Source organism: Dactylosporangium sp. NBC_01737, from assembly GCF_035963215.1.
In the GTDB taxonomy this organism is placed as follows: domain Bacteria; phylum Actinomycetota; class Actinomycetes; order Mycobacteriales; family Micromonosporaceae; genus Dactylosporangium.
Window position 1 is genome coordinate 3,508,098 of record NZ_CP109153.1, and the last position, 24,692, is coordinate 3,532,789.

Annotated in this window: 22 protein-coding genes and 2 pseudogenes; 20 read left to right on the forward strand and 4 right to left on the reverse strand. The window is 72.7% G+C overall.

Annotation, left to right across the window (positions count from 1 at the left end):
* The first annotated feature begins 17 nt into the window (after nucleotides 1-17).
* From OHA72_RS15805 to OHA72_RS15840, 8 genes are all read left to right on the forward strand, one after another.
* Entirely contained in the window at nucleotides 18-1,970 is a 1,953-nt protein-coding gene (locus OHA72_RS15805) for a TIGR03960 family B12-binding radical SAM protein (RefSeq protein WP_327008576.1), read from the forward strand.
* A 70-nt stretch (nucleotides 1,971-2,040) separates the two neighbouring features.
* Nucleotides 2,041-2,766 carry a TIGR03936 family radical SAM-associated protein gene (locus OHA72_RS15810; protein WP_327011572.1) on the forward strand — a complete coding sequence of 242 codons (726 nt, stop codon included), beginning with the start codon at nucleotides 2,041-2,043 and terminating at the stop codon, nucleotides 2,764-2,766.
* A gap of 129 nt (nucleotides 2,767-2,895) precedes the next feature.
* Nucleotides 2,896-5,778, forward strand: a complete 2,883-nt coding sequence (locus OHA72_RS15815; protein WP_327008577.1) for an Rne/Rng family ribonuclease — start codon at nucleotides 2,896-2,898, stop codon at nucleotides 5,776-5,778.
* Between the two features lie 129 nt (nucleotides 5,779-5,907).
* Complete coding sequence (gene rplU, locus OHA72_RS15820) at nucleotides 5,908-6,222, forward strand: 50S ribosomal protein L21 (protein ID WP_203853353.1); 315 nt, start codon at nucleotides 5,908-5,910, stop codon at nucleotides 6,220-6,222.
* A gap of 10 nt (nucleotides 6,223-6,232) precedes the next feature.
* On the forward strand, nucleotides 6,233-6,490 hold the full coding sequence (gene rpmA, locus OHA72_RS15825; RefSeq protein ID WP_327008578.1) for a 50S ribosomal protein L27: 258 nt from the start codon (nucleotides 6,233-6,235) through the stop codon (nucleotides 6,488-6,490).
* Between the two features lie 83 nt (nucleotides 6,491-6,573).
* Nucleotides 6,574-8,028: a GTPase ObgE gene (gene obgE, locus OHA72_RS15830; protein ID WP_327008579.1), complete on the forward strand. Its 1,455-nt coding sequence runs from the start codon at nucleotides 6,574-6,576 to the stop codon at nucleotides 8,026-8,028.
* Between the two features lie 69 nt (nucleotides 8,029-8,097).
* A complete protein-coding gene (locus OHA72_RS15835) occupies nucleotides 8,098-9,021 on the forward strand; it encodes a GNAT family N-acetyltransferase (protein ID WP_327008580.1) in 924 nt (307 codons plus the stop codon).
* 16 nt (nucleotides 9,022-9,037) lie between these two features.
* The gene (locus OHA72_RS15840) at nucleotides 9,038-10,186 is read left to right on the forward strand and encodes a hypothetical protein (RefSeq protein WP_327008581.1); all 1,149 of its coding nucleotides are present in this window, start codon (nucleotides 9,038-9,040) and stop codon (nucleotides 10,184-10,186) included.
* Here OHA72_RS15840 and trpS read toward each other — a convergent pair.
* Complete coding sequence (trpS, locus tag OHA72_RS15845; RefSeq protein ID WP_327008582.1) at nucleotides 10,119-11,150, reverse strand: tryptophan--tRNA ligase; 1,032 nt, start codon at nucleotides 11,148-11,150, stop codon at nucleotides 10,119-10,121. The genes OHA72_RS15840 and trpS overlap by 68 nt on opposite strands.
* A 276-nt stretch (nucleotides 11,151-11,426) precedes the next feature.
* Here trpS and OHA72_RS15850 point away from each other — a divergent pair, with 276 nt between their 5' ends.
* Both OHA72_RS15850 and OHA72_RS15855 read left to right on the forward strand, forming a co-directional pair.
* The gene (locus OHA72_RS15850; protein WP_327008583.1) at nucleotides 11,427-11,609 is read left to right on the forward strand and encodes a hypothetical protein; all 183 of its coding nucleotides are present in this window, start codon (nucleotides 11,427-11,429) and stop codon (nucleotides 11,607-11,609) included.
* Nucleotides 11,606-12,106 carry a helix-turn-helix transcriptional regulator gene (locus tag OHA72_RS15855; RefSeq protein WP_327008584.1) on the forward strand — a complete coding sequence of 167 codons (501 nt, stop codon included), beginning with the start codon at nucleotides 11,606-11,608 and terminating at the stop codon, nucleotides 12,104-12,106. Before OHA72_RS15850 ends, OHA72_RS15855 begins: the two co-directional genes overlap by 4 nt.
* Nucleotides 12,107-12,142: 36 nt before the next feature.
* Here OHA72_RS15855 and OHA72_RS15860 read toward each other — a convergent pair whose 3' ends face one another.
* Complete coding sequence (locus OHA72_RS15860; protein ID WP_033365485.1) at nucleotides 12,143-12,361, reverse strand: DUF397 domain-containing protein; 219 nt, start codon at nucleotides 12,359-12,361, stop codon at nucleotides 12,143-12,145.
* Nucleotides 12,362-12,459: 98 nt separating this feature from the next.
* Here OHA72_RS15860 and nadD point away from each other — a divergent pair, with 98 nt between their 5' ends.
* The 10 genes and pseudogenes from nadD (at nucleotide 12,460) to OHA72_RS15910 (ending at nucleotide 22,830) form a co-directional block, all read left to right on the forward strand.
* Nucleotides 12,460-13,053: a nicotinate-nucleotide adenylyltransferase gene (gene nadD, locus OHA72_RS15865; RefSeq protein WP_442788586.1), complete on the forward strand. Its 594-nt coding sequence runs from the start codon at nucleotides 12,460-12,462 to the stop codon at nucleotides 13,051-13,053.
* An 80-nt stretch (nucleotides 13,054-13,133) separates the two neighbouring features.
* On the forward strand, nucleotides 13,134-13,517 hold the full coding sequence (rsfS, locus tag OHA72_RS15870; RefSeq protein ID WP_327008585.1) for a ribosome silencing factor: 384 nt from the start codon (nucleotides 13,134-13,136) through the stop codon (nucleotides 13,515-13,517).
* Nucleotides 13,514-14,113: a histidine phosphatase family protein gene (locus OHA72_RS15875; protein ID WP_327008586.1), complete on the forward strand. Its 600-nt coding sequence runs from the start codon at nucleotides 13,514-13,516 to the stop codon at nucleotides 14,111-14,113. The genes rsfS and OHA72_RS15875 overlap by 4 nt, the downstream gene beginning before the upstream one ends.
* A 233-nt stretch (nucleotides 14,114-14,346) precedes the next feature.
* Nucleotides 14,347-14,556 (forward strand): hypothetical protein, encoded by a 210-nt coding sequence (locus OHA72_RS15880; protein WP_327008587.1) that lies wholly within the window; start codon nucleotides 14,347-14,349, stop codon nucleotides 14,554-14,556.
* Nucleotides 14,557-14,573: 17 nt separating this feature from the next.
* On the forward strand, nucleotides 14,574-15,440 hold the full coding sequence (locus tag OHA72_RS15885) for a DegV family protein (RefSeq protein WP_327008588.1): 867 nt from the start codon (nucleotides 14,574-14,576) through the stop codon (nucleotides 15,438-15,440).
* An 82-nt stretch (nucleotides 15,441-15,522) separates the two neighbouring features.
* Nucleotides 15,523-16,322, forward strand: a pseudogene (locus tag OHA72_RS15890) (ComEA family DNA-binding protein).
* Nucleotides 16,319-18,626 (forward strand): annotated as a pseudogene (locus OHA72_RS15895) (ComEC/Rec2 family competence protein). Before OHA72_RS15890 ends, OHA72_RS15895 begins: the two co-directional pseudogenes overlap by 4 nt.
* A 25-nt stretch (nucleotides 18,627-18,651) precedes the next feature.
* Nucleotides 18,652-19,635, forward strand: a complete 984-nt coding sequence (holA, locus tag OHA72_RS15900; protein ID WP_327008589.1) for a DNA polymerase III subunit delta — start codon at nucleotides 18,652-18,654, stop codon at nucleotides 19,633-19,635.
* Entirely contained in the window at nucleotides 19,632-20,417 is a 786-nt protein-coding gene (locus OHA72_RS64675; RefSeq protein WP_442788587.1) for a hypothetical protein, read from the forward strand. The genes holA and OHA72_RS64675 overlap by 4 nt, the downstream gene beginning before the upstream one ends.
* Complete coding sequence (locus OHA72_RS15910; protein ID WP_327008590.1) at nucleotides 20,380-22,830, forward strand: hypothetical protein; 2,451 nt, start codon at nucleotides 20,380-20,382, stop codon at nucleotides 22,828-22,830. Before OHA72_RS64675 ends, OHA72_RS15910 begins: the two co-directional genes overlap by 38 nt.
* Nucleotides 22,831-23,092: 262 nt before the next feature.
* On the opposite strand, the gene rpsT is transcribed toward OHA72_RS15910, so the two are convergent.
* Both rpsT and OHA72_RS15920 read right to left on the reverse strand, forming a co-directional pair.
* The gene (gene rpsT, locus OHA72_RS15915) at nucleotides 23,093-23,359 is read right to left on the reverse strand and encodes a 30S ribosomal protein S20 (protein ID WP_203853336.1); all 267 of its coding nucleotides are present in this window, start codon (nucleotides 23,357-23,359) and stop codon (nucleotides 23,093-23,095) included.
* Nucleotides 23,360-23,504: 145 nt separating this feature from the next.
* The gene (locus tag OHA72_RS15920) at nucleotides 23,505-24,683 is read right to left on the reverse strand and encodes a L,D-transpeptidase (RefSeq protein ID WP_327008591.1); all 1,179 of its coding nucleotides are present in this window, start codon (nucleotides 24,681-24,683) and stop codon (nucleotides 23,505-23,507) included.
* Nucleotides 24,684-24,692 lie beyond the last annotated feature (9 nt).

Consider the following 24,692-nt stretch of genomic DNA (forward strand, 5'->3'; position numbering starts at 1 on the left):
GCGTACCCTGGTAGCTCGTGAGCGTCACAAGCGTCTTTCCGCAACTCGAGCGTCTGCTGCCCCGGATCAGCAAGCCGATCCAATACGTGGGCGGTGAGCTCGGTGCGGTCATCAAGGACTGGGACTCCGCCACCGTGCGGTGGGCCCTGTCCTACCCCGACGCCTACGAGGTCGGCCTGCCCAACCAGGGCGTCCAGATCCTCTACGAGGTGCTCAACGAGCAGCCCGACGTGCTCGCCGAGCGCACCTACGCGGTCTGGCCCGATCTGGAGGCGCTCATGCGCGCCGAGGGTGTGCCGCAGTTCACCGTGGAGGCGCACCGCCCGGTGACGGCGTTCGACCTGTTCGGCATCTCCTTCGCCACCGAGCTCGGCTACACCAACATGCTCACGATGCTCGACCTGGCAGGGATCCCGCTGGACTCCCGCGACCGGGACGACCGGCACCCGATCGTCCTGGCCGGCGGGCACGCCGCGTTCAACCCGGAGCCGATCGCCGACTTCATCGACGCCGCCGTCCTCGGCGACGGCGAGGAGGCGGTCCTGGAGATCACCGCCATCGTGCGGGAGTGGAAGGGCGAGGGCTCGCCCGGCGGCCGCGACGAGTTGCTGCTGCGCCTGGCGAAGACCGAGTCGGTCTACGTGCCGCGCTTCTACGACGTCGACTACCTGCCCGACGGCCGCATCCAGCGGGTCGTGCCGAACCGCGCCGACGTCCCGTTCCGGGTGCACAAGCGCACCACGATGGACCTTGACGCGTGGCCGTACCCGAAGCGGCCGCTGGTGCCCCTCGCGGAGACCGTGCACGAGCGCTACGCCGTGGAGATCTTCCGCGGGTGCACGAGGGGCTGCCGCTTCTGCCAGGCGGGGATGATCACCCGCCCGGTGCGGGAGCGCTCGATCACGACCGTCGGGCAGATGGTCAAGGAGGGCCTGGAGTTCTCCGGCTTCCACGAGGTCGGCCTGCTGTCGCTGTCCTCGGCGGACCACTCCGAGATCGGCGACATGTGCTCCGGCCTGGCCCAGCAGTACGAGGGGACCAACGTCTCCCTGTCGCTGCCCTCGACCCGGGTCGACGCCTTCAACGTGACGCTCGCCCAGGAGCTGGCCCGCAACGGCCGGCGCACGGGGCTGACGTTCGCGCCGGAGGGCGGCTCGGAGCGGATCCGCAAGGTGATCAACAAGATGGTCACCGAGGAGGACCTGATCCGCACGGTCGTCACGGCGTACAGCAACGGCTGGCGGGCGGTGAAGCTGTACTTCATGTGCGGCCTGCCGACCGAGACCGACGACGACGTGCTGCAGATCGCCAAGCTGGCGCACGAGGTCATCCGGGCCGGCCGCGAGGCCACCGGCTCGCGCGACATCCGCTGCACGGTGTCGATCGGCGGGTTCGTCCCGAAGCCGCACACGCCGTTCCAGTGGGCGAAGATGGAGACCCCGGAGGTCATCGACCACCGCCTCCGGGCGCTGAAGAACGCGATCAATGCCGACCGCAACCTCGGCAAGGCGATCGGCTACCGGTATCACGACGGCCAGCCCTCCCTGATCGAGGGCCTGCTCAGCCGGGGTGACCGGCGGGTCGGCGCGGTCATCCGGCGGGTCTGGGAGTCCGGCGGCCGCTTCGACGGCTGGTCCGAGCACTTCTCCTTCCAGCGCTGGGTCGACGCCGCCACGGCGGTGCTGCCGGACTTCGGCGTGGACCTGGACTGGTTCACGACCCGCGAGCGCGACCAGAACGAGGTCCTGCCGTGGGACCACCTGGACTCCGGCCTGGACAAGGACTGGCTCTGGCAGGACTGGCAGGACTCGGTCACCGGGTTCGAGCAGGACGACTGCCGGTGGACGCCGTGCTTCGACTGCGGCGTGTGCCCGAGCCAGGACACCGAGATCCAGATCGGCCCCACGGGCAAGAAGCTGCTCCCGCTGACCCCGGTCGGCCCGGGACTGAGGGTGCCCGGCCGTGGCTAAGCGTCAGCCCGAGGGTGGGCAGGACCCCGTCGTGCAGCGGATCCGGCTGCGGTACGCCAAGCGGGGCCCGATGCGCTTCACCTCGCACCGTGACTTCGCTCGCGCGTTCGAGCGGGCGCTGCTGCGTGCCAACGTGCCGATCGCCTACTCGCAGGGTTTCACCCCGCACCCGAAGGTCTCCTACGCCTCGGCGGCGCCGACCGGCGTCGCCAGCGAGGCGGAATACCTGGAGATCGGCCTGCGGGCCGTGGTGGAGCCCTCGGACCTGCGCGCCGCCCTCGACGCGGCGCTCTCACCCGGCCTCGACGTGATCGAGGCCGTCCAGTCGCCGCTCAACGGCGGCGGCAGCCTCGCCGATCGCATCGACGCGTCGGCCTGGCATCTCGAGCTGCCCGGCATCACGCCGGCCGAGGCCGAGGCGGCGGTCCGGGCCTTCCTGGACGCCCCCGAGGTGCTCGTGGAGCGGCTCACCAAACAGGGCAAGCGGGTCTTCGACACGCGCGCCGCCGTCGTCCGGCTGGCCCTGATCCCCGCCCCTTCTACCCCCGGTGAGATACCTTCCGAGGTCACCGACGCACCGTGTGCGATACTCGACCTTGTCGTGCGGCAGGGAACCCCGACCGTGCGACCCGATGATGTGCTGTCCGGTCTGCGTGTAGTAGCCGGCCTGGAGCCTCCGGTCCCGCCTCGTGCGACCCGACTGGCTCAGGGCGTGCTGACCGCGCAGGGTGAGTTCGTCGATCCGCTCGCTGCGGATCGGCCGGCGGTCGTCGTCGGGGCTTCGTCACTGGTGTAGTCGGCGAAGTTGGCAGACTTTCGGCGGATCGTCCGTGCGAGCGGATACCTCCGCCGGCACAACATATAGGTGCCCCCGTGTGGCTGCGTTTGTACGCGCCCGGGAGCGCCAGAACTGGAGAACGTCCGCATGTTCGACAACGAGTCGGCAAGCGGCGAGGCAACCGGCGATGAGCCGGTTGCAGACGCCGCCACCACCGAAGAGACCACTCCCGTCCGCCGCACGCGGCGCCGGGCCACCAAGGCGACCGCCTCGCCCGTCGACCCCGGGACCGGGGCCACGGACGACGCGGCACCCGCGGAGGCCGCGACGTCCGCCGCACCCGATCCGGACGCCGAGCCGGCGCCCGTGCGCAGGACCCGCCGCCGAGCGGTGAAGGCGACAGCAAGCGACGAAACGGGCGAATTGGGCGAGTCCGGGCAGCAGGCGTTGCCGCTGGACACCGAGGAGCCCGCGGTCGCGCCGGTCAAGGCCACCCGCACCCGCCGCCGGGCCGTCAAGGCGGTCCCGGTGGAGGAGCCCGAGCCGCTGCCGGAGGCCGTTGCGCCCGTCCCCGACGAGGAGCCCGTCCTCGAGGAGGACGCCCTCGCCGAGGAGCCGCCGGTCGAGGAGCCGCCCGTCGAGGAGCCGCCTGTCGAGGAGCCCCCGGCCCGCCGGGGACGCCGGGCCGCGCCGATCCAGGTGCTGTTCATGCCGCCGAGCGAGGAGGTCGAGCCGGTCCGCCCGGCCGCCGTCGCGCCCGGCACCGCGTCCGGCATCGACCCGTTCGCCGCGCCGGCACCCGTCGCGGCCTCCGACTACGCCGAAGACCTGGGTGACGAGCTCGCCGAGGAGCCGGTCGGCCGCAGTCGCCGCCGCCGGGGCCGCCGCACCACCGAGGAGGCGCCCGCCGCCGTCGAGGCGCCGGTGGAGACCGACGAGGTCGACGCGGAGGCCGACGAGGACGAGGACGACGACGAGTTCGAGCCCGGCACCCGCCGCCGGCGGCGGCGCGGCCGCCGTGGCCGTGGCCGTGGCCGTGGCACGCTCGGCGAGGACATCGACGACGTCGACGGCGAGGGTGAGACCGACGGCGAAGGCGAGGGCGAGGAGGCCGCGGCCGACGAGGACGCCGAGGCGGCCGAGGACGGCGACGAGGACGCCGAGGGCCTGACCCGCCGCCGGCGCCGCCGCCGGCGCAAGGGCGCCGCGGACACCGAGCCCGCCGACGACCCGCACGTCGTGGTGAAGATCCGCGAGCCGCGACCGGCCGCCCGTGAGCGCGACCGCGACGAGGTCCAGGGCATCTCCGGCTCGACCCGCCTGGAGGCCAAGCGCCAGCGCCGCCGGGACGGTCGCGAGCAGCGCCGGACCCGCCCGCCGATCCTGTCGGAGTCGGAGTTCCTGGCCCGCCGCGAGGCGGTCGACCGCACCATGGTGATCCGCCAGAAGAACGACCGGACCCAGATCGCGGTCCTGGAGGACAAGGTGCTCGTCGAGCACTACGTCACCCGGGCCTCGTCCAGCTCGATGGTGGGCAACGTCTACCTCGGCCGGGTGCAGAACGTGCTGCCCAGCATGGAGGCGGCGTTCGTCGACATCGGCCGGGGCCGCAACGCGGTGCTCTACGCCGGCGAGGTCAACTGGGACGCGACCGGCCTGGAGGGCCGCACCCGCTCCATCGAGCAGGCCCTGAAGTCGGGCGACTCGGTGCTGGTGCAGGTGACCAAGGACCCGATCGGCACCAAGGGCGCCCGGCTGACCAGCCACATCGCGCTGTCCGGCCGGCACCTGGTCTATGTGCCGCACGGCAACGCCTCCGGCATCAGCCGCAAGCTGTCCGACATCGAGCGCAAGCGCCTCCGCGACGTGCTGAAGAACCTGGTGCCCGACGGCGCCGGGGTCATCGTGCGCACCGCCGCCGAGGGCGCCAGCGAGGACGACCTGGCCCGCGACGTCAAGCGGCTGCAGGCGCAGTGGGAGGCCATCCAGGAGAAGTCCGGCAGCAGCAGCGCGCCGGCCCTGCTCTACGAGGAGCCCGAGCTGGTCGTGCGGGTCGTGCGTGACCTGTTCAACGAGGACTTCCACGAGCTGGTCATCCAGGGCAACGACGCCTACGAGTCGGTGGAGCCCTACCTCTCGCACGTGTCGCCGGACCTGGTCGACCGGGTGCGTCGCTACACCGGCGTCAACGACGTCTTCGCCGACCTGCGCATCGACGAGCAGCTGATCAAGGCCCTCGACCGGCGGGTGTTCCTGCCCTCCGGCGGCAGCCTCGTCATCGACCGCACCGAGGCGATGACCGTCATCGACGTCAACACCGGCAAGTACACCGGCGCCGGCGGCAACCTCGAGGAGACGGTCACCCGCAACAACCTCGAGGCGGCCGAGGAGATCGTCCACCAGCTGCGCCTGCGCGACCTGGGCGGCATCATCGTCATCGACTTTATCGACATGGTCCTGGAGTCCAACCGCGACCTGGTGCTGCGCCGGCTGACGGAGTGCCTGGGCCGGGACCGGACCAAGCACCAGGTCACCGAGATCACCTCGCTGGGCCTGGTCCAGATGACCCGCAAGCGGGTCGGTCAGGGCCTGCTCGAGGCCTTCAGCGAGACCTGCGAGGTCTGCAAGGGCCGCGGCCTGATCATCCACACCGAGCCGATCCCGGAGAAGCGTGGCGGCGGCAGCGGTGGCGGCGGTGGCAACGCGAGCAGCAACGGCCACGTCGCGGCGAAGCCGTCGGTGAGCAGCGGCGTGGACGAGTCCGACGCCCCGCCGGCCCGCAGCAGCCGCCGGCGTGGCCGCCGCGGCGGCGCGGCGGTCGCGGAGGAGGAGGTCACCTCCGTGGACCTCGACGCCGACACGGTCGACGTGCCGCACACGGTGGAGGACGTCGAGGAGGAGTCGGAGTTCACGCCGATCGCCTCCGAGGACGACCCCGACAACGTCGACGAGGACGAGGACGAGTCGGCCGGCAACGGTGCCCGCCGCAGGACCCGCCGGGGTGGTCTGCGCAGGCGGACCCGCCCCTGATTTGGGGGGTGCGCCACCGATGGCGTACCCTCTTAAAGGCGCACCTTCGTGCGTCGGGTCTTTGCGTGCTCTTCACAGCAGCGACGCAGATGACCAACCGCCAGTAGCTACGACAGGAGTCCGCGTCCGATGTACGCGATCGTCAAGACCGGCGGCAAGCAGTACAAGGTCGCCGAGGGCGATGTGATCGAGGTCGAGAAGCTCGCGGGCCAGCCTGGCGATTCACTGTCGCTGGTCGCCCTGTTGCTTGTCGACGGCGAAGATCTCATCACCGACGCGGCGAAGCTTGCCAGTGCCGCGGTGACCGCTGAGGTCGTCGCGCACACCAAGGGTCCGAAGATCCGGATCCACAAGTTCAAGAACAAGACCGGCTACCACAAGCGCCAGGGTCACCGCCAGCCGCTGACCCAGGTGAAGGTCACCGGCATCTCCACCGGGAAGTAGGGGCAGCGCGATGGCACATAAAAAAGGTGCGTCCAGCTCGCGGAACGGGCGCGACTCCGCTGCCCAGCGGCTCGGCGTGAAGCGGTTCGGCGGCCAGCTGGTCAACGCCGGCGAGATCCTGATCCGGCAGCGCGGCACCAAGTTCCACCCGGGTGACCTGGTGGGCCGTGGCGGCGACGACACGTTGTTCGCGCTCGCCGCGGGCCACGTGCTGTTCGGCACCAAGCGTGGCCGCAAGACGGTCAGCATCACCCCAGCCGCAGGCTGAAGTTTCGTTTTCCGGACGGCGGGCCGGGGGCATATCTGCTCCCTGCCCGCCGTTCGTGTGTAAGTGAGTGAGGGGATCGCGTCGTGACCACGTTCGTTGACCGGGCCGTGCTGCATGTGAGGGCCGGCGACGGTGGCCACGGTTGCGTGTCCATCCACCGTGAGAAGTTCAAGCCGTTCGGCGGCCCCGACGGCGGCGACGGCGGCCACGGCGGCAGCGTCAAGCTCGTCGTGGACCCGGGCGTGCACACGCTGCTGGACTTCCACTTCCACCCGCACCAGAAGGGTGGCAACGGCGGCGGCGGCGCGGGCAACGACCGGGACGGCGCCAACGGCCAGACCCTCGTCCTGCGGGTCCCCGACGGCACCGTGGTGACCAGCATGGACGGCGAGGTCATCGCCGACCTCATCGGCGAGGGCACCGAGTTCGAGCTGGCCCGCGGCGGTCGTGGCGGACGCGGCAACGCGGCCCTGGCCAACACCCGCCGCAAGGCGCCCGGCTTCGCGGAGCTCGGCGAGCCCGGCGAAGAGATCGACGTCGTCCTGGAGCTCAAGAGCGTCGCCGACATCGGCCTGGTCGGCTTCCCGTCGGCCGGCAAGTCGTCGCTGATCGCGGTGATGTCCGCGGCCCGGCCGAAGATCGCCGACTACCCGTTCACCACCCTGGTGCCCAACCTCGGTGTCGTGCAGGCGGGCGACAACACCTTCACCGTTGCCGACGTGCCGGGCCTCATCCCGGGCGCGGCCACCGGCAAGGGCCTCGGCATGCAGTTCCTGCGGCACATCGAGCGCACCGCCGTGCTGGTCCACGTGGTCGACACCGCCGCGCTGGAGACCGAGCGCGACCCGGTGTCCGACATCGACGCGATCGAGGCCGAGCTGGCTGCCTACGGCGGGCTGGAGGACCGGCCACGCATCGTCGCGCTGAACAAGATCGACGTGCCCGACGGCCGCGACCTCGCCGACATCATGCGCGGCGAGCTGGAGGAGCGCGGCTACGCCGTCTACGCGGTGAGCGCGGCCACCCACGAGGGGCTGCGCGAGCTCATCTTCGCCATGTCCGAGCTGGTGCTGCAGCAGCGCAAGCTGGCGCCGCCGCCGGAGCGCACCCGCATCGTCATCCGCCCGGTCGCCGTCGACGACAGCGGCTTCACGATCACGCAGGACGACGAGGGCGTCTTCGTGGTCAGCGGCGGTGCGCCCGAGCGGTGGGTGCGGCAGACCAACTTCGACAACGACGAGGCCGTCGGCTATCTTGCCGACCGGCTCGCCAGGCTCGGTGTCGAGGACGCGCTCAAGAAGGCCGGCGCGGTCTCCGGATCGCCGGTTCGAATTGGCGTCCGTGAATTCGATTGGCAGCCCAACACGTACACCGCGGACGACTACGTGCCGGGCAACCGCGGCACCGACCACCGCATCGAGGAGCCCAACAAGCGCGTGCGGGCCTCGGAGCGCAAGGCCATGCGGGGTGCCCGCCGCCAGCCCTACGAGGCGCTGGAACTTTCACCCGCGGGCGAGGACGACCTCGACGACTTTTAACCCGGCGCGCAACGAAATTCGCTGGTCAGGTGAAACATCTGGGAAATCCAGGTTGCGTACCGTCGTTCCATGTTGATCGAGCAACGTCCATCGGACGACTCGGAAGTGATCGCGCTTGTGGTCGATCAGCAGGTCGAGCTGCGAGCGCGGGACGGCGGCCGGGAGGGTCACGTCTACGCGGTGGACCCTGCGGCGAGGTATCTCGTCGCGGTCATGGGCGGTGACGCGGTCGCCTGCGGCGCGCTGCTGGCCGCCGACATGGACGTCGCCGAGATCACCCGGCTCTACGTGCGCCCGGCCTACCGTGGCCGGGGTCTGGCCCGGCGGATGCTCGCCGCGCTGGAGGACTTCGCCGCCTCGCGGGGCCACCGCGTGCTGCGGCTGGAGACCGACGTGACCTCATCCGACGCCATCGCCCTGTTCCTCGCCGCGGGGTACCGGCCGATCCCGCGGTTCGGGCCGTACGTGCGGTACGAGGGCAGCCGCTGCTTCGAGAAACGCTTCGACGACGCGGACCGCGAGGTGCGGGTGGCGCGCCGCTCGGCGGGTGACCCTGCGGTCGTGGAGCTGCTGGCCGCGGCCGCCGACGAGATGGCCGGCCGGTACGGCGGACCCGACGCGCGCCGCTTCCCGATCAACCCGGCGGCGCGGTTCGTGATCGCCACGGTCGACGGGGTCGGCGCCGGGTGCGGCGCGATCCAGCCGATCGACGATCAGACCGTGGAGCTCAAGCGCATGTACGTGCGGCCCGCGCACCGGGGGGCCGGCATCGCCAGGCGGGTGCTCGCCGCACTGGAGGACCTCGCGGTCGGCTCGCACTACCCGCTGATCCGGCTCGAGACGGGTTCCCGACAGCCGGAAGCGATCCGTTTGTACGAATCAGCCGGTTACCGACCGATACCACCCTATGGGCCGTACGTACACAGTCCGCTCAGCCTGTGCTACGAAAAACTCGTTATTGCCACCGAGGCCATCGCGTCCGAGCTCGCGTGAGGCTAATGTTCGGTCGGTGGGCATCCTCGAGCGGCTGACCCGACCGGCGCGATCACCTCGTGAGCGCTTCGCCGACCAGGTGCTGGCAGAGCTGCGCAGGCTCGGTGTCCGGGACGCCGAGTTCCGCGCCACCCAGTTCGCGATCGTGTGTGAATGCGGCCAGGACGCGTACAGCTGGCTCTTCCTGGCCAAGGCGTTCAGTCAGTACCAGCGCCGTTCCGGCGACCGCAAGCAGTTCGTGCGCGACTTCGTCGCGAGCAGCCTGGCGCCGCCGGCCCAGCCGGAGACGTTCGACGAGGCGCTGCCCAAGCTCCGCCTCGCGCTGCGGCACGCCGCCCGCGGCACCCGCACCCTGCGCCGCCCCGCGCTGCCGCACCTCGACGAGGTCGTGCTGGTCGAGGACGTCCCGGTCGACCTGGACAGCCCCGCCCGCTGGGGCGTCAGCGTCGAGGAGATCTTCACGGCCGCGCACGACCACACCCTGGCCCGCGCCGAGCTGCCGGCCAGCGCCGCGCTCTTCGGGCCGTCGGTGCTGCACGTGCCCGACTACTCCGGCGAGCACCTGGTCTCCTGGGTGCTGCTGGACGGGTGGCTGGCCGAGCTCGACGAGCAGGTCGGCGGCCGGGCCGTCGCGTTCCTGCCGAGCACCCTGATGCTGCTCGTCTGCGCCGACGAGCCGCGGCTGGTGGAGCAGCTGTTCGACCTGGCCGCCGACGAGTACGCGCGCACGCCCAGGCCGCTGTCGCCCATGGCGTACACCACCGACGACGACGGGCACGTCGTGCCGTTCGACCCGGAGCCGGGGCATCCCGCCTTCCACGCGGCGGCCAAGGCCCGCCGCCGGCTCGCCACCGACGTGGCCGAGCACCAGCGGCGGACCCTCGCCGACCCGCGGCTCGTGGACTGCACCCTGACCGCACGGCCCGACGGCTCCACGTTCACCACCGCCGTCTGGGCGGTCGGCTCGCCGACGCTGCTGCCCGCCGTCGACTTCGTCGGGGTGTCGCTGCCGGGGGAGCGGGTCTTCTACGTGCCGTGGGCCCTGGTGGTCGAGGCGGACCTGCTGGTCGAGGAGATCGACTTCCGCCCGGCCCGCTTCAGCGCGGTCGACCGGCCGTCACCGGCGTCGCTGGGCTACCTGCGGGAGCGCGCCGTCCACCTGTGAGACCGAGCGCGATCCTGGCCCGGCGCACCGTGCGGTCCGCGTGCTCGGCGGCCCGTTCGGCCCCGTCGGCCAGGACCGTCTCGATGTCCTCGTCGGTCAAGGCCCGGTAGCGGCCCTGGATCGGCTCGAGGGTGGCGATCACGGCGTCCGCGACCGCGGTCTTGAGACGGCCGTACCCCATCCCCTGGAAGTCACCGGCGACGGCGCGTGGATCCCGGTCCGTGAGCGCGCCCAGGATGTCGAGGAGGTTCGCGACGCCGGGGCGTTGCTGCGGCTCGTACACCACCTCCGTGCCGGTGTCGGTCACCGCCCGCATGACCTTGCGCCGCAGCACGTCGGGCGGGTCGAGCAGGAACAGCACGCCCGCGGTCGAGGCGTTGGTCTTGCCCATCTTGCGGCCCGGCTCGGCGAGGTCCGCGATCCTCGCGGCGACGGCCGGGTGGACGGCGCGCGGCACCGTGAACGTCGGGCCGTAACGCTCGTTGAACCGTTCCGCGAGGTCGCGGGTCAGCTCCACGTGCTGGCGCTGGTCGTTGCCGACCGGCACCTCCTCGATGTCGTGCAGCAGGATGTCGGCCGCCATCAGGACCGGGTAGGTCAGCAGGGACAACCGTGAGCCGCCACCGCCGCCCTTCTCCTTGAACTGGATCATGCGGTGTGCCTCGCCGTAGCTGGTCACGCACTCGAGCAGGTAGTGCAACTCCAGGTGGGCGGCGACGTCGGACTGCCGGTAGAGCAGGGCGTGGCCGGGGTCGATCCCGGTGGCCAGCAGCAGGCCGGCCACCTCGCGGGACAGCGCCTGGACGAGCGCCGGGTCGTGCTGGACGGTCAGGGCGTGCAGGTCGGCGATGAACGCCACCGTGGGCTGTTCGTGCTGACCACGGACGACGGGTCTGATCGCGCCGACGTAGTTGCCGAGTTGCAGCGGGCCGGTGGGCTTGAAACCGGAGATGCGACGGGACATTTCGGATTCCTCCGTGCTTTTTGCCCGCCCGGGCTCCGCAACAAGGCCGCCCGGAGCGGGCGGCCTGATGGGGATGTGTCTGCGTGCAGGAAGTGGCCGCCCCTAGAGGGCGCGCCAGCTCAGCAGTCGATGCAGCACGTATTCACTCTAGCAGGATGCGTTGAGGGTCGTAATGTCCGAAAATGTCGGCCGGTCAGTGGCCCCCTCTCTGGCCCCTCCCAAACGGCGGATCCGGGTGTTGGCTGGACCCGGAGATCCGATCGGGGAGGGCATGACATGGACGAGATGGTGGGGGCCGGCGTCGACGTGGAGGGGGACCGGCACTGGTTGCGGCTGAGCTGCCCGGGCTGCCGGGGCTGGCTGGGGGTGCCCGGCGAGGTGCCGCCCGGACCGGCGGCGCAGCTGGTCGCGCGGCGCATCGACGCGTTCGTGCAGCGGCACGTGACGTGCGGGCGGTGACCATGCTGCGCCAGTTCCGCCTGACCGTCGCCGGTCCGCTGGACGACGAGCGGGCCGACCTGCTGTTCGGACGGGCCGACGACCTGAGCGTGGAGGTGGTGCCAGCCGACGGCGTGGCCTGGGTCGCGTTCGACAGGGTCGCGCCGACGCTGGTCGACGCGGTCGTGTCCGGGGTCCGCGACCTGGACGCGGCGGGCGTCGGCATCGACCGGGCCGTCGCCGACGACCCGCTCGTCACCCTCGAGGTGATCGCGGCACGCATCGGCCGGCCGGTCGCGGCCGGGCGCGGGTTTCCCGCACCGGTCCGTGACCACCCGCGGCGGCCGGTGTACTCCTGGCCGGACGTCCTGGCGTGGCTCGACCGCCGCCGGGCGTCCGTGCCGCCGGGCGGCGACGCCGAGGCGACTTTGGAGGCGGTGACGCTCGCGCTGCGGCTGCGCGCGCTGGCGCCCCGGCTCGAGCGGATGCCGCCGATCCGGTCGCTGCTGTACCCGTGAGGCGTGGCCGCCGCGGTCGTGCGGCGGCCACCCTGCTCACACGTCGAATTCGCCGTCCTTGGCCCCGGCGACGAAGGCGTCCCACTCGTCCTGGGTGAACACGAGCACCGGACTGTGCGGGTCGGCGCCGTTGCGCAGCCCGATCAGGTCGTCGACGAACGCCACCTCGACCCTGCTGCCGTGGCTCTCGCCGGGGGCGGAGCGCCAAACGGCGCGGGAGCTGTCAAAGGCACCCTTTGGGTGCGACAACGTCATGAACCCTGAGGCTACACGTAGGGCCTCAGGGTCCGGCAACGGAGGCACTCGTCCGGGCGACGTCGTGCCTCCGCGATGCTGATCATTACGATGCCAGGATGCGAGTGGGCATCATGGGCGGGACGTTCGACCCGATCCACCACGGCCACCTGGTCGCCGCGAGCGAGGTGGCCGACCGGTTCGGGCTGGACCAGGTGGTGTTCGTGCCCACCGGGGACCCCTGGCAGAAGACCGGGTCGGTGGTCAGCTCGCCGGAGGACCGGTACCTGATGACGGTCATCGCGACCGCGTCCAACCCGCGGTTCACGGTCAGCCGCGTCGACGTCGACCGCGACGGTCCGACGTACACGGTCGACACGCTGCGTGACCTTCGCGACATGTACGGTGCCGAGGCGGAGCTGTTCTTCATCACCGGTGCCGACGCGCTCAACAAGATCCTTTCCTGGAAGGACGCGCAGGACCTCTTCGACCTCGCGCATTTCGTCGGCGTGACCCGCCCCGGGTTCGAGCTCGACGCCTCCCACCTGCCCGAAGACTCCGTCTCGCTGGTGCAGGTGCCGGCCATGGCGATCTCCTCCACCGACTGCCGGCAGCGGGTCGAGGACGGCAAACCGGTCTGGTACCTCGTCCCCGACGGCGTGGTGCAATACATCGCCAAGCGTGGTTTGTACCGAAAAGTCAGCAACATCTGAGAGGCAGAGTGTCGTGCGGGCGTGAGAGGCTAGAAGCAGCCCGGCGCAGCAGGCCGGGGCAGACCGACGAAGGGAGCCCGGTGCCCGCGACTGAGCGTGCCATCGAGCTGGCGCTCACCGCTGCACAGGCGGCCGCCGACAAGAAGGCTGAAGACATCGTCATCCTGGACGTCGCCGACCAACTGGTCATCACCGACGCGTTCCTGGTCGCCTCGGCGCCCAACGAGCGACAGGTCCTCTCGATCGTCGACGCCATCGAGGAGCAGCTGTCGCTGCTGCCCGACAAGGCCAAGCCGGTGCGGCGCGAAGGCGAGCGGGGTGGGCGCTGGGTCCTGCTGGACTACATCGACATCGTGGTCCACGTCTTCCACTCCGAGGAGCGCGAGTTCTACTCGCTCGACCGGCTCTGGAAGGACTGCCCGGTCATCGAGTTCGTCGACCGCGACCTGCCCGCCCCCGCGTGACGCGACTGATCCTCTGGCGGCACGGCCAGACCGCGTGGAATGCCGGCGGCCGGGTGCAGGGGCAGATCGACACCCCACTGTCCGAGACCGGGCGGGCGCAGGCGGCCGCGGCGGCACCGCGGCTCGCGGCCTTGGAGCCCGCCGTGCTCGTCGCCAGCGACCTGCGCCGTGCCAGCGCCACCATGGCGGCCCTCGCGGCGCTCGTCGACGTCCCGGTCAGCTATGACCCGCGGCTGCGCGAGCGCAGCTTCGGCGAGTGGGAGGGCCTGACCCACGCCGAGATCGGCGGCACCTGGCCCGAGGCGTTCGAGCGCTGGCGGCGCGGCGAGCCGGTCGACGACGCCGACGTCGAGGAGGTCGACGTGCTGAGCAAGCGCATGACCGACGCGCTGCAGGAGATCGTGTCCGCGGCGCCGCACGGCGCGACGATCGTCGTCGCGACCCACGGCGCCGTGGCACGGCACGGCACGGCCGCGCTGCTCGGCTGGCCGCACGCGCTCGCCTCGACCCTGGGCGCACTGCTCAACTGCCACTCCACCGACCTGCGCTTCGACGAGACGCGCGGGTGGCAGCTGGCGGGGCACAACCTGCCATGACGGTGTGGAACCGGGCGGGTGGCGGTAGCGTCGAAAGGGTTATGGCACCTCGCTCCGTCCTGCTCGTGGCCCTCGTCGCCGTTGTCGCCGTCGTTGCGTCGGCGCTCGGTGGTTGTGCGGCTCCGTCCGACGGGACGACGACGCCTGCGGCTTCGTCGTCTGCTGCTTTTTCGGCGGTGCCTTCGCTTGCGGCTCCTGCGTCCCCCGCGTCCCGCGCGCCTTCCGGGTCTGGCATGACCGTCTCCGGTGAGGTCGTCGAAGGGGTCGAGGTGGGCTGCCTGTTGCTCAAGACCCCCGGCACGCTGTATCTGCTGCTCGGCGGCGACCGGGCCGCGATGCAGGTCGGCAAGCGTGTGACCGTCGTCGGCACGCCGCAGCCAGGGCTCATGAGCACCTGCCAGCAGGGCACCCCGTTCCAGGTGGTCTCGGTCCGCAGCGGCTGATCGGCTACGGTGCCGTCATGACCGGCTCACACCCTGCCGTCGCCGTTGTCACCGACTCGACCGCCTGCCTGCCGGCCGACCTGGCCGGTGACCCGGGCCGGCCGCTCACCGTCGTGCCGCTCGCCGTCGTCGTCAACGGCGTCCCCGGCCTCGAGACCGTCGACGTCGACTCCGCCACGGTCGCCGAGGCCCTCAACGCCCGCCGCGTCGCCGTCACCACGTCCAGGCCGTCCCCGGAGGCCTTTGCCGAGGTGTACCGGCGGCTGCTCGCCGCTGGTGCGCCCGCCGTCCTGTCGGTGCACCTGTCGGCGAAGCTGTCCGGCACGTACGACGCCGCCACCCTCGCCGCGGCGGAGTTCGACGGCGCCGTGTCCGTCGTCGACACCCAGTCCACCGGGATGGGCCTGGGCTTTCCCGCCCTCGCCGCCGCCTCGGCGGCCGCATCCGGCGCCGAGCTGCCCGAGGTGCGGCAGGCCGCTCTGGACGCTGTCGCCCGCACCTGGACGCTGTTCTACGTCGACACCCTGGAGTTCCTGCGCCGCGGCGGGCGGATCGGGGCGGCCGCGGCGCTGCTCGGCACCGCCCTGTCGGTGAAGCCGATCCTGCACACCACCGACCAGGGTGTCGTCGTGCGGGAGAAGGTACGCACGGCGAGCCGCGCCCTCGCCCGTCTCGTCGACATGGCGGACGAGGCGGCGGGGTCCTCGGTCGTGGACGTCGCAGTGCACCACCTGGCGGCGCCGGACCGGGCCGACGCGTTGCTCACGACGGTGAAGGAGCGGCTCGGGGAGCGGCTGCGGGGTGCGTACCTGACGGAGGTCGGCGCGGTCGTCGGCGCCCACGTCGGGCCCGGGATGGTGGCCGTGGTGGTGCACGTGCCGTAGTTGTCCACAACGGCTCGGTTGTCCACAGGCGGGCCGTCGCGCGGGGGTCCGTGACCGGTGACCGGTCCTAGCGTGGCCGGGCATGAGGCGCAACGCTGCAGACAGTGGGACGGAGCCGGCGGGGCGGCTGGCCAGGGTGGTCGGCCTCCCGCCGGATCCGTCCCCCGACGCGTATCCATGGGACGGGTCCTTTTCCGTGCCGGCGGATCCCGCCGCCGGCGGCGGGCGGTCACGGACGGCCGCGGTCGACCACGACGATCTCGACGATTCCGGTGGCGGGCGGCGGCCTTGGCTGGCGGCGGTCGATCCGGGCCGGCGGGGCGTGCGGGTCCTGGCGGTCATCGCTGCGCTGGTCGTCTGCGGCGCGGCGTTCCTCGCGTGGCGGTCCCGGCCGCAGGTCACCCCCGCGCCGCCGGCCGCCGCCGTCTCCGCAGTCCCGGCCGTGGCAGCGAGCAGCGCCGCCGCCCGGCTGATCGTGTCGGTCAACGGCAGGTCCAGCGGCCCGGCCTCGTCGAGCTGCCGGCGGGTGCCAGGGTCGCCGACGCCATCGCGGCCGCCGGCGGTGCGCTGCCCGGCGCCGACCTGACCGGCCTCAATCTGGCCCGCAAGGTCATCGACGGCGAGATGATCGCGGTCGGCGTCCCGGCCCCGCCCGGCGCCGCTCCGGGCCCCGCCGCCGGCGGCGGTGGTGGACCCGTCAACCTCAACACCGCGACCGTCGCCGAGCTCCAGACGCTGCCCGGCATCGGCGAGGTCCTCGCGCAGCGCATCGTCGAGTATCGCGACCGGCACGGCGGCTTCCGCGCCGTCACCGACCTGCGCCAGGTCGAAGGCATCGGCGACGCCAAGTTTCAGCAGCTCAAGGACCGGGTGACGGTGTGAGCGCCGACCTGCGCCTGGCCGGTGCCGCGATCGGCTGCTGGCTGACCGCGCTGGCGTGCCTGTTCTGCCCCGCCCGGGCCGGCTGGGCGGTCGGCCTCGGCGCGCTCGCCCTCGCCGCGGCCTGGACCCGGCTCCCCTCGGTCGCGTTGCGCCCGACACGGTGGGTGGTCGTCGCGGCGCTGCTCGGCGTCGCCTGCGGCGCGGTCGCGACGGCCGCCCGGGTCGGCGAGCGCGACGCCCAACCACTCACCATTCTGGCCGCGGAGCACCGCACGGTGCAGGTCGGGCTGCGCGTCTCCGACGACCCGCGGCTGGGCCGCCAGACGGCCGGCCGGGCCCCCACGGTCATCGTGCCGGCCCGGCTGACCTGGCTGCGCACCCCCGACGGCGCCGGCGTCGAGCTGGGGGCGCGGGTGCTGGTCCTCGCGAGCGACCGGGCCTGGCTGGGCCTCCTGCCGGGGCAGCGGGTCGAGGCGACCGGCCGGCTGTCCCCGCCCGACGGCGGCGACCTGCGCGCCGCCATCGTCTCCGTCCCCGGCGCCCCCGCGCGGGTGGCGCCCGCACCGCTGGTGCAGCGGGCCGCGGGCACACTGCGAGCGGGTCTCCAGCGCGCCTGCCGGCCGCTGCCCGCCGAGCCGGGAGGGCTGCTGCCGGGCCTCGTCGTCGGCGACACGAGCCGCCTGGACCAGCAGCTCGCCGAGGACTTCCGCGCCACCGGCCTGACGCACCTGACCGCCGTTTCCGGCGCGAATCTCGCGATCGTGGTCGGGCTGGTGCTGATGCTTGCCCGCTGGTGCCGCGCCGGGCCGAAGGTCGCCGCGCTGATCTGCGTGCTGGCGCTGGTCGGGTTCGTCGTGCTGGTCCGGCCGTCGCCGAGCGTGCTGCGGGCCGCCGCGATGGGCGGCCTGGCCCTCGTCGCGCTCGCGCTCGGCCGCCCCAGGGCCGTGCTGCCGTCCCTCGCCACGGGCGTGCTCGTGCTCGTCGTCGCCGACCCCGAGCTGGCCGTCGACGCCGGGTTCGCGCTGTCGGTCCTCGCCACCGGTGGCCTGGTCCTGCTGGCGCCGCGCTGGGCGGAGGCGCTGCAGGCCAGGGGCTGGCCGGCGTTCGCGGCCGAGGCGGTGTGCGTGCCGCGCCGCGGCTCAGGCGGCCTGCGCGCCGGTGATCGCGGGCATCTCCGGCGGTGTCAGCCTGACCACCGTGCCGGCCAACCTGCTCGCCGCGCCCGCCGTCGCGCCCGCCACCGTCCTGGGCATCCTCGCCGCGGTGTCGTCGCCGGTGCTGCCCGGGGTCGCGCAGTTCACCGCGTGGGTGGCTGCCTGGCCGGCCCGCTGGCTCGTCACGATCGCCCACCACGGCGCCGCCGTCCCCGACGGCGTGCTCCCGTGGCCGGGTGGCACCTTCGGCGGGTTGCTGCTCGGCGGCCTGCTCGCGGTGCTGCTGGTCGCGTTCCGCCGGCCCGTGGTGCGGCGCCTCGCCCTGGTCGTCGCCGTCGCCGCGGTGCTCGGGGCCGTGCCGGTCCGGCTGCTCGCCAGCGGCTGGCCGCCGCCGGGCTGGCTCGTCGTCGCCTGCGACGTCGGGCAGGGCGACGCGCTCGTCGTGGCCGCCGGCGGGCACGACGCCGTCGTCGTCGACGCCGGGCCGCAGGCCGACCCCGTCGACCGGTGCCTGCGGGACCTTCAGGTGCGGCGGGTGCCGCTGCTGATCATCAGCCACTTCCACGTCGACCACATCGGCGGGCTCGACGGCGTCCTGCGCCGGCGCCGGGTCGACCGGCTGCTCGCGCCGCCGTTCGCCGAGCCGGCGGCCGGCCGCCGGGCCGTGCTCGACCGGGGGATCGCCACCCTCGACGCGCCCGCCGGGACCACCCTCACCGTCGGCGCGGTCGGGTTGACCGTCCTCGGGCCCGCGCGGGCCGTGAGCGGCACCCGATCCGACGTCAACAACAACTCACTGGTCGTCGCGGTCACCGTCGGTGGGGTCCGGCTGCTGCTCACCGGCGACGCCGAGACCGAGGAGCAGCTGAGCCTGCTCACCGCGCCCCTGCATGCCGACGTGCTCAAGGTCGCCCACCACGGCTCCTCGTATCAGGACCCGGCGTTCCTCGACGCGGTCGCGCCGAGGATCGCGCTGGTCAGCGTCGGTGCCGGCAACGACTACGGCCATCCCAGCCCGGTCGTCCTGGCCCGCCTCACCCGCGGCGGCGCGCGGGTCGTGCGCACCGACGAGCAGGGCGACGTCGCCGTCGTCCGGGACGCCGCCGGGCACCTCGCGGTGGTGGCACATGGTCCGGCCGCCGCACGCTGAGTTTCTGTCGGGGGGTCGTGACACGATGACTCGCGTGTCTGGTTCTGGTCTGCCCCGCCTCCGCCTGGTGATCGGCGACGAGGAGCTGCTCGTCTCCCGCGCCGTCACCGACACCATCGCCGCCGCCCGCGCCGACGACCCCGACACCGAGGTCCACCGCCGCCCTGGCGGTGAGCTGCTCGCCGGTGAGCTCGCGGAGCTGCTGAGCCCGTCGCTGTTCGGCGGCCGGCGGGTGCTCGTCGTCGACAGCGGCCAGGACACGAAGAAGGACATCATCGCGGCGCTGCTGGCGTATGCCAAAGACCCCGAGGACGACGTCGTCCTCGTCGTCACCCATGCCGGCGGCGCCAAGGGCAAGGCCCTCGCCGACGGGCTCAAGGCCGCCGGCGCCGACGTCGTGCCCGCCGCGAAGATCAGCAAGCACCGCGAGCGCGTCGACTTCGTGCGCAACGAGATCCGCCGCCAGGGCGGCAAGATCGGCGAGGACGCCGCCGAGGCCCTGCTCGGCGCCGTCGGCAACGACCTGCGTGAGCTGGTCGCCGCGTGCTCGCAGCTCGTCGCCGACACCGGCGGCCGCATCGACGTGCGCACCGTCGCGCAGTATTACCGCGGCCGCGCCGAGGTCTCCGGGTTCACCGTCGCCGACGCCGTCATGGTCGGCGACATCGCGGCCGCGCTGGAGGCCCTGCGGTGGGCGATGCACGTCGGCGTGGACCCCGTGCCGATCGCCGACGCCATCGCCGACGGCGTCCGGACCGTCGCCCGGGTGGCCGCCGCGGGCACCGGCAACGCATATCAACTTGCCGGAAGTTTGGGAATGCCTCCGTGGAAGGTCGAACGCGCACAGCGCCAAGCCCGTGGCTGGACGCCCGATGCGCTCGTTGATGCCATGCGAGTGGCGGCAGAGTGCAATGCCGCCGTCAAGGGTGGCTCGGACGACCGCGGCTATGCGCTCGAGCGGGCTGTGTTCGCAGTGGTCGCGGCGCGTGCTGGAGGAATAGGACGATGACGACGAGCAACGGGTTCGCCCCACAGGCGCCGCTGTATGTGCGTGCGCTGCGGCTTCGCCACCTGCACATCGGCGGATTCGTCAGTTTCATGCTGTTCGAGTGCATGATCGCGGCCGGCGTGCTGCTTGCACTCGCCGAGTTGGTCAGCTGGTGGGCGGTCCCCGTCCTCCCGGCGGTCGTCGCGGTCATGGTCAAGGTCAACGACATGGCCATCGGCGGTTCGAAGCGGGTCCGCGCCCAGGCGCGCTCCGCCGCCCGCGGTTCATCCGAACGGGCGTCATCCACCCGGGTGGATCTTCCCACCCACGACGACGACCCGACCTCCGCTACGCGGCGGACCACGACGGCGCTGGACCGCGCGGAGATGGCCCGAGGCTCGGGCAACTCCACCGGCACAGGGGCCGGCGCCGCGGCCCGCGCCGCCGGAGCCGGCGCCGCCGGCCGCGACTCGTCCGGGACCGCGATCTCGGTCGCCGGCTCTGGCCGTGCGGGAGCGGGCAGCGTCGCCAGGTCCGGCTTCGTCGGCGCCACCGTCCCCGGCGGCGCCTCAGGCTCATCCGCGGGCCTCGGCTCGCCCGGCGGTCTTGGCTCGTCCGGCGGTTCTGGCTCGTCCGGCGGTTCTGGCTCGTCCGGCGGTTCTGGCTCGTCCGGGGGCGTCGGCTCGTCCGGCGCTGCGGGGGCGCGGCCGTCTCGGCGGCCGGCGCCGGCACCGGAGGCGGCGCTGCCAATGGCGGGGTGTCGGGGTGCGGCAGAGTGCCGGCGGTGGCACCGGGGCCGGTAGTGGCGCCGGGGTCGGCGGCACCCGCACGGCGACGCGGCAGGCGGCCAGCGAGCCGCCGGCGCAGCGCAAGAAGGTCGGCGTCATCCGGATCTCGGTCCCGGCCCGTGACGGCGGCCCGCGCGGCGCCACCCGCCAGGCGGAGGCGCCTCCAAGCAACGAATACGGGATCTCGCCCGCCGGCGACGTCCCACCCGGCCAGCCGATCACCGACACGGCAGGCCGCCGCGCCGCCCGCAACGGCGACACGGGCACCCACTCGGCGTTCCACGAGGACGAGACCGGCTCCGCCCGGGCGTTCCGCGACGGCGACACGGGCTCCGGCCGGGCGTTCCACGACGGCGACACGGGCTCTGGCCGGGCGTTCCACGATGGTGACACCGGCTCGGGTCGAGCGGTTTGGGACGGCGACACGGGTTCTGGCCGGGCGTTCCGGGAGGGTGACACCGGCTCCGGCCGGGCATTCCGTGACGGCGACTCGGGTCAGCACGCGGTGTTCCGCGACGGGGACACCGGGGTGCACCCGGCGTTCCGGGCAGGGGAGGGCGGGGCACACTCGTCGTTCCACGAGGACGACGCGCACCGGCCGGATCTCCGCGACGGCGACACCGGCGTGCACCCGGCGTACCGCGAGGCGGACACCACCCGCGGGACACGCTTCCGCGACGACGAGACCGGCGCCGAAGGCCGCCACGGCCGGACCGGTGAGCATGAGGGCTGGGACCAGGCGACCGGCGGCAGCACCTGGCCGACCCGCACGGGCTGGGACGAGTCGGCCCGGTCGACGCAGACGGGTGAGCACTGGGACCGTTCCGGCGAGATCAGCCAGGACTGGGACCAGTCGACGCAGGCCGGCCGGCGCCACGACCACGACGGCCGTCCCGGACAGGCATGGGACCACGACGGCCGTCCAGGGCAGGCATGGGACCACGACGGTCAGGATCAGGACGGCTGGGACCGCGACGGTCAGGGCGGGCGTGCCTGGGACCAGGAGAGCGTGTCAGCTCAGGGCCAGGACGGTCACTCCGCGCACGGCTGGGACCAGGGCGGTCAGGCTGGTCACTCGGCTCGTGGCTGGGACCGGGACGGTCAGTCCGCACATGGCTGGGACCAGGAGAGCCGCGCTGCGCAGCGCTGGGACCAGGACGGTCAGGCGCGCCACGACGGGCAGGCCGGCCAGGTCGGTCAGGGTGACGGTGACCAGGTCTGGCACCAGGAGGACGACGGGCAGAGCTGGGATCGCGCCGCTCCCGCGGGCTGGGAGTCGGGCACCGGCTGGGAGAGGGACCCGCGGGCCGCGTCGGGGTCGTCCGGGTACGCGCCGGGCGACGGCCGGGGCGACGGCGCGGCGGAGGGGCGTGGCCGGGACGTTGAGGACGTCACGGACGGTCGCGGGCGTGGGGTGCGCCAGAACGACGGATCGTGGAGTGGGCACCCGGTGCGGGTGGAGCAGGCGGCGACCGGCGAGGGCCGGCAGGCGTGGGGCGAGGACACCGGTGCGGGCTGGGGCAACGAGGCCGCCTGGACCGGGCAGACCGGCGCCGGCGGCGGTCAGGCCAACTGGGGTGACGAGACGGTGTGGGGCGACCGCGCCGCATGGACCAGCCGCTCGGCGGGTCGTGCCGACGCTGCCGCCACCGGCCACTCGGACAGCCATCCGGGCAGGAACGGTCGCCCCGGCTCAGGCGGTCACCCCAGCCCAGGCGGTCACGGCGGTCCGAGCGGTCACAGCAGTCCGGGCGGCCACTCCGGCTTCGGCGGGCAGGCAGGTTCGGGTGAGCACGTGGGCATGAGCGGGCAGGCGGGTTCGGGCGAGCACGTAGGTATGGGCGGGCAGGCAGGTCAGGCCGGGCACAACGGCGGCGGCGACTGGGCAGACCAGGGCTACCGCAGCGACCGCGGCGACCAGGCGGGCCGGGCCGACCAGGCGGGCCGGGCCGACCAGGCGGGCCGGGCCGACCACGCAGGCCGGGCCGACCACGCAGACCGGTCGGATCGGGCCGAGCACGGCGGCGGGAACGGGGCGTCGCCGCATGGGGAGCCTGTCGATCCGTGGGCGGACTGGGACGACGAGACCGGCTGGGCGGATCAGGCGCAGTGGGGCACCACGGCGAGCCGGGGCGCTCAGACCGGCTGGGCGGCGGGGCAGGCGGCGTGGAGCGGGTACGAGCCGGCCGACGAGCCCGACCCGAACGAGCCGACCCGGCCGGTTGAGAACGGCCGTGCGGGCGGCAGGGACGCCGCCGGCGGGCGGCACGCGCAGCGGCAGCCGGGTGGGCGGCGCAGGGCCGATGACACCGGGCACTTCTCGTCGGGGCAGTTCCAGCCGGGCCGGCACGCCGAGCGGCCGTGGCGCACCGATGAGGACCTGACCCGGCAGCGGACCGGGGGCTTCAACCAGGGGCGGTTCGCCTGACGGGAGCGGCGCGCTGACCGTTCAGCGAAGGCCGGTGCCGGGCGACAGGGCACGGAACTGCCGGGGAGAGCGCAACGTCACCTGACCCGGGCCGGTACGGGGCTGTGCGGCCCGGGGACATAGATGATGAGCCGGAGGATCGCCGGGGTGGGTACCCGGGGATCCTCCGGCTCATCGGTGTCAGGTGTGCAGCGGGCGCGCACAGCGAAAGCGCCGCCCGTCCGGGCGGCGCTTTCCGCGGAACGCAGTGCTGGTGGACCGCTCAGGCGGCCAGCGAGCCCAGCTTCTTGGTGATCGCCGACTTGCGGTTGGCGGCCTGGTTCTTGTGGATGACGCCCTTGCTGGCAGCCTGGTCCAGCTTGCGCGTGGCGGCACGGAGCAGCGTCGCGGCCGTCTCGTTGTCGCCGGCGGCGGTCGCCTCGTGGAACTTCCGGATCGCCGTCTTCAGCGAAGACTTGACCGACTTGTTGCGCAGGCGGCGCTTCTCGTTCTGCCGGTTGCGCTTGATCTGGGACTTGATGTTCGCCACGCGACAGACCTCGTCTTGTTAGCTCGGGTTGGAAACGTTGAGGCGCAAGCAACAGGGACGCGTCACCGTGCGCGATGAATCAGGTTACCAGGTCCCCACCCGGCCAGCCAAAACGGCCGCCCTGACGGGGCACCCGGGCGGAGGGTCAGAGGGCGCTGCCCTTCTGGTAGTCCTCCCAGGACAGTTCCCAGTCGGTCCAGCCGTCGCCGTACTTCACGCGCTCCTCGGTGCCCTTCACGATGACGGGGTCGCCGATGTGGGTCACGCCGTACAGCCACTTCGCGAGGTCGAGGGAGATGTTGACGCAGCCGTGGGAGACGTTGCGCTTGCCCTGGTCCTTGACGGACCACGGGGCGGCGTGGATGTACTGGCCGCTCCAGGTGATCCGCTGCGGGAACTCGACCTTCGTGCGGTAGCCGTCGGGGGAGTCGACCGGGACGCCGTAGGTGGAGGAGTCGAACCACTCCCACTCGTTCTTCACCATGACGATGAAGTTGCCGCTGTCGGAGGGGTTGCTCGGCTTGCCCAGGGAGACCGGCATCGTCTTGAGCAGGACGCCGTCCTCGGTGACGGTCATCTGCTTGGTGGCGTTGTCGACCTCCATGATGAGCTTCTTGCCCACGGTGGCGTCGACGGTGAGGTCCTTCTCGCCATAGGACTTGCCGCTGAAGGAGACCCCGCCGACGGCGGCGCGCAGGGAGAGCTTCGTGCCGGCCTGCCAGTACTCCTTCGGGCGGTAGTGGATCTCCTTGGCGGAGAACCAGTTCCAGACGCCCTCCTGCGGCGGGTCCGAGGACATGAACAGGCGTTTCTCGATGCCGGCGCGCTTGTCCTTCGGGATGTCGACGCCGAAGGACAGGATCATGGGCATGCCGACGCCGACGACGGCGCCGTCGCCGATCTGGCTCGACGTGCGGGTGAGGCTGGCGGGCTTGGCCATGGTGGTGAACTTCACCGTGGTCTTGGCGCCGCCGGCGGTGACCGTGGCCGTGTACTCGGTGGCGTACTTCAGCTGCTTGGCCGGCATCCACTCCGTGCCACCAGGGGCAGGCGAGGCAGCGGACGCGGTTTTCAGGGCGACGCCCTCGACAGCGGTGCCGGCGGCGTCCTGCAGCGTGACGGTGGCGTCCGGGGAGGACGCCTCGTAGACGATGGAGGTGGCCGTCGACACGTCCTTGGAGCCGTCAGCGGGCGTGGCCACCTTGACGGTGCCCGCCGCCGTACTGGAGCCGCCGCCGCCCTTCCAGGACGGTGCGGAGTCGCCACAGCCGGCGAGCACCAGGGCGCTCGCCACGAACAGCAGGGTCAATCGTCGTAGTTGCATCAGCAACCA

Coding starts and splice junctions, on each gene's coding strand:
- OHA72_RS15810 (WP_327011572.1), top strand. CDS start 2,041: ATGCGCTTCACCTCGCACCGTGACTTCGCTCGCGCGTTCGAGCGGGCG.
- OHA72_RS15815 (WP_327008577.1), top strand. CDS start 2,896: ATGTTCGACAACGAGTCGGCAAGCGGCGAGGCAACCGGCGATGAGCCG.
- rplU (WP_203853353.1), top strand. CDS start 5,908: ATGTACGCGATCGTCAAGACCGGCGGCAAGCAGTACAAGGTCGCCGAG.
- rpmA (WP_327008578.1), top strand. CDS start 6,233: ATGGCACATAAAAAAGGTGCGTCCAGCTCGCGGAACGGGCGCGACTCC.
- OHA72_RS15835 (WP_327008580.1), top strand. CDS start 8,098: ATGTTGATCGAGCAACGTCCATCGGACGACTCGGAAGTGATCGCGCTT.
- trpS (WP_327008582.1), bottom strand. CDS start 11,150: ATGTCCCGTCGCATCTCCGGTTTCAAGCCCACCGGCCCGCTGCAACTC.
- OHA72_RS15850 (WP_327008583.1), top strand. CDS start 11,427: ATGGACGAGATGGTGGGGGCCGGCGTCGACGTGGAGGGGGACCGGCAC.
- OHA72_RS15860 (WP_033365485.1), bottom strand. CDS start 12,361: ATGACGTTGTCGCACCCAAAGGGTGCCTTTGACAGCTCCCGCGCCGTT.
- nadD (WP_442788586.1), top strand. CDS start 12,460: ATGCGAGTGGGCATCATGGGCGGGACGTTCGACCCGATCCACCACGGC.
- OHA72_RS15880 (WP_327008587.1), top strand. CDS start 14,347: ATGACCGTCTCCGGTGAGGTCGTCGAAGGGGTCGAGGTGGGCTGCCTG.
- OHA72_RS15885 (WP_327008588.1), top strand. CDS start 14,574: ATGACCGGCTCACACCCTGCCGTCGCCGTTGTCACCGACTCGACCGCC.
- holA (WP_327008589.1), top strand. CDS start 18,652: ATGACTCGCGTGTCTGGTTCTGGTCTGCCCCGCCTCCGCCTGGTGATC.
- OHA72_RS64675 (WP_442788587.1), top strand. CDS start 19,632: ATGACGACGAGCAACGGGTTCGCCCCACAGGCGCCGCTGTATGTGCGT.
- OHA72_RS15920 (WP_327008591.1), bottom strand. CDS start 24,683: ATGCAACTACGACGATTGACCCTGCTGTTCGTGGCGAGCGCCCTGGTG.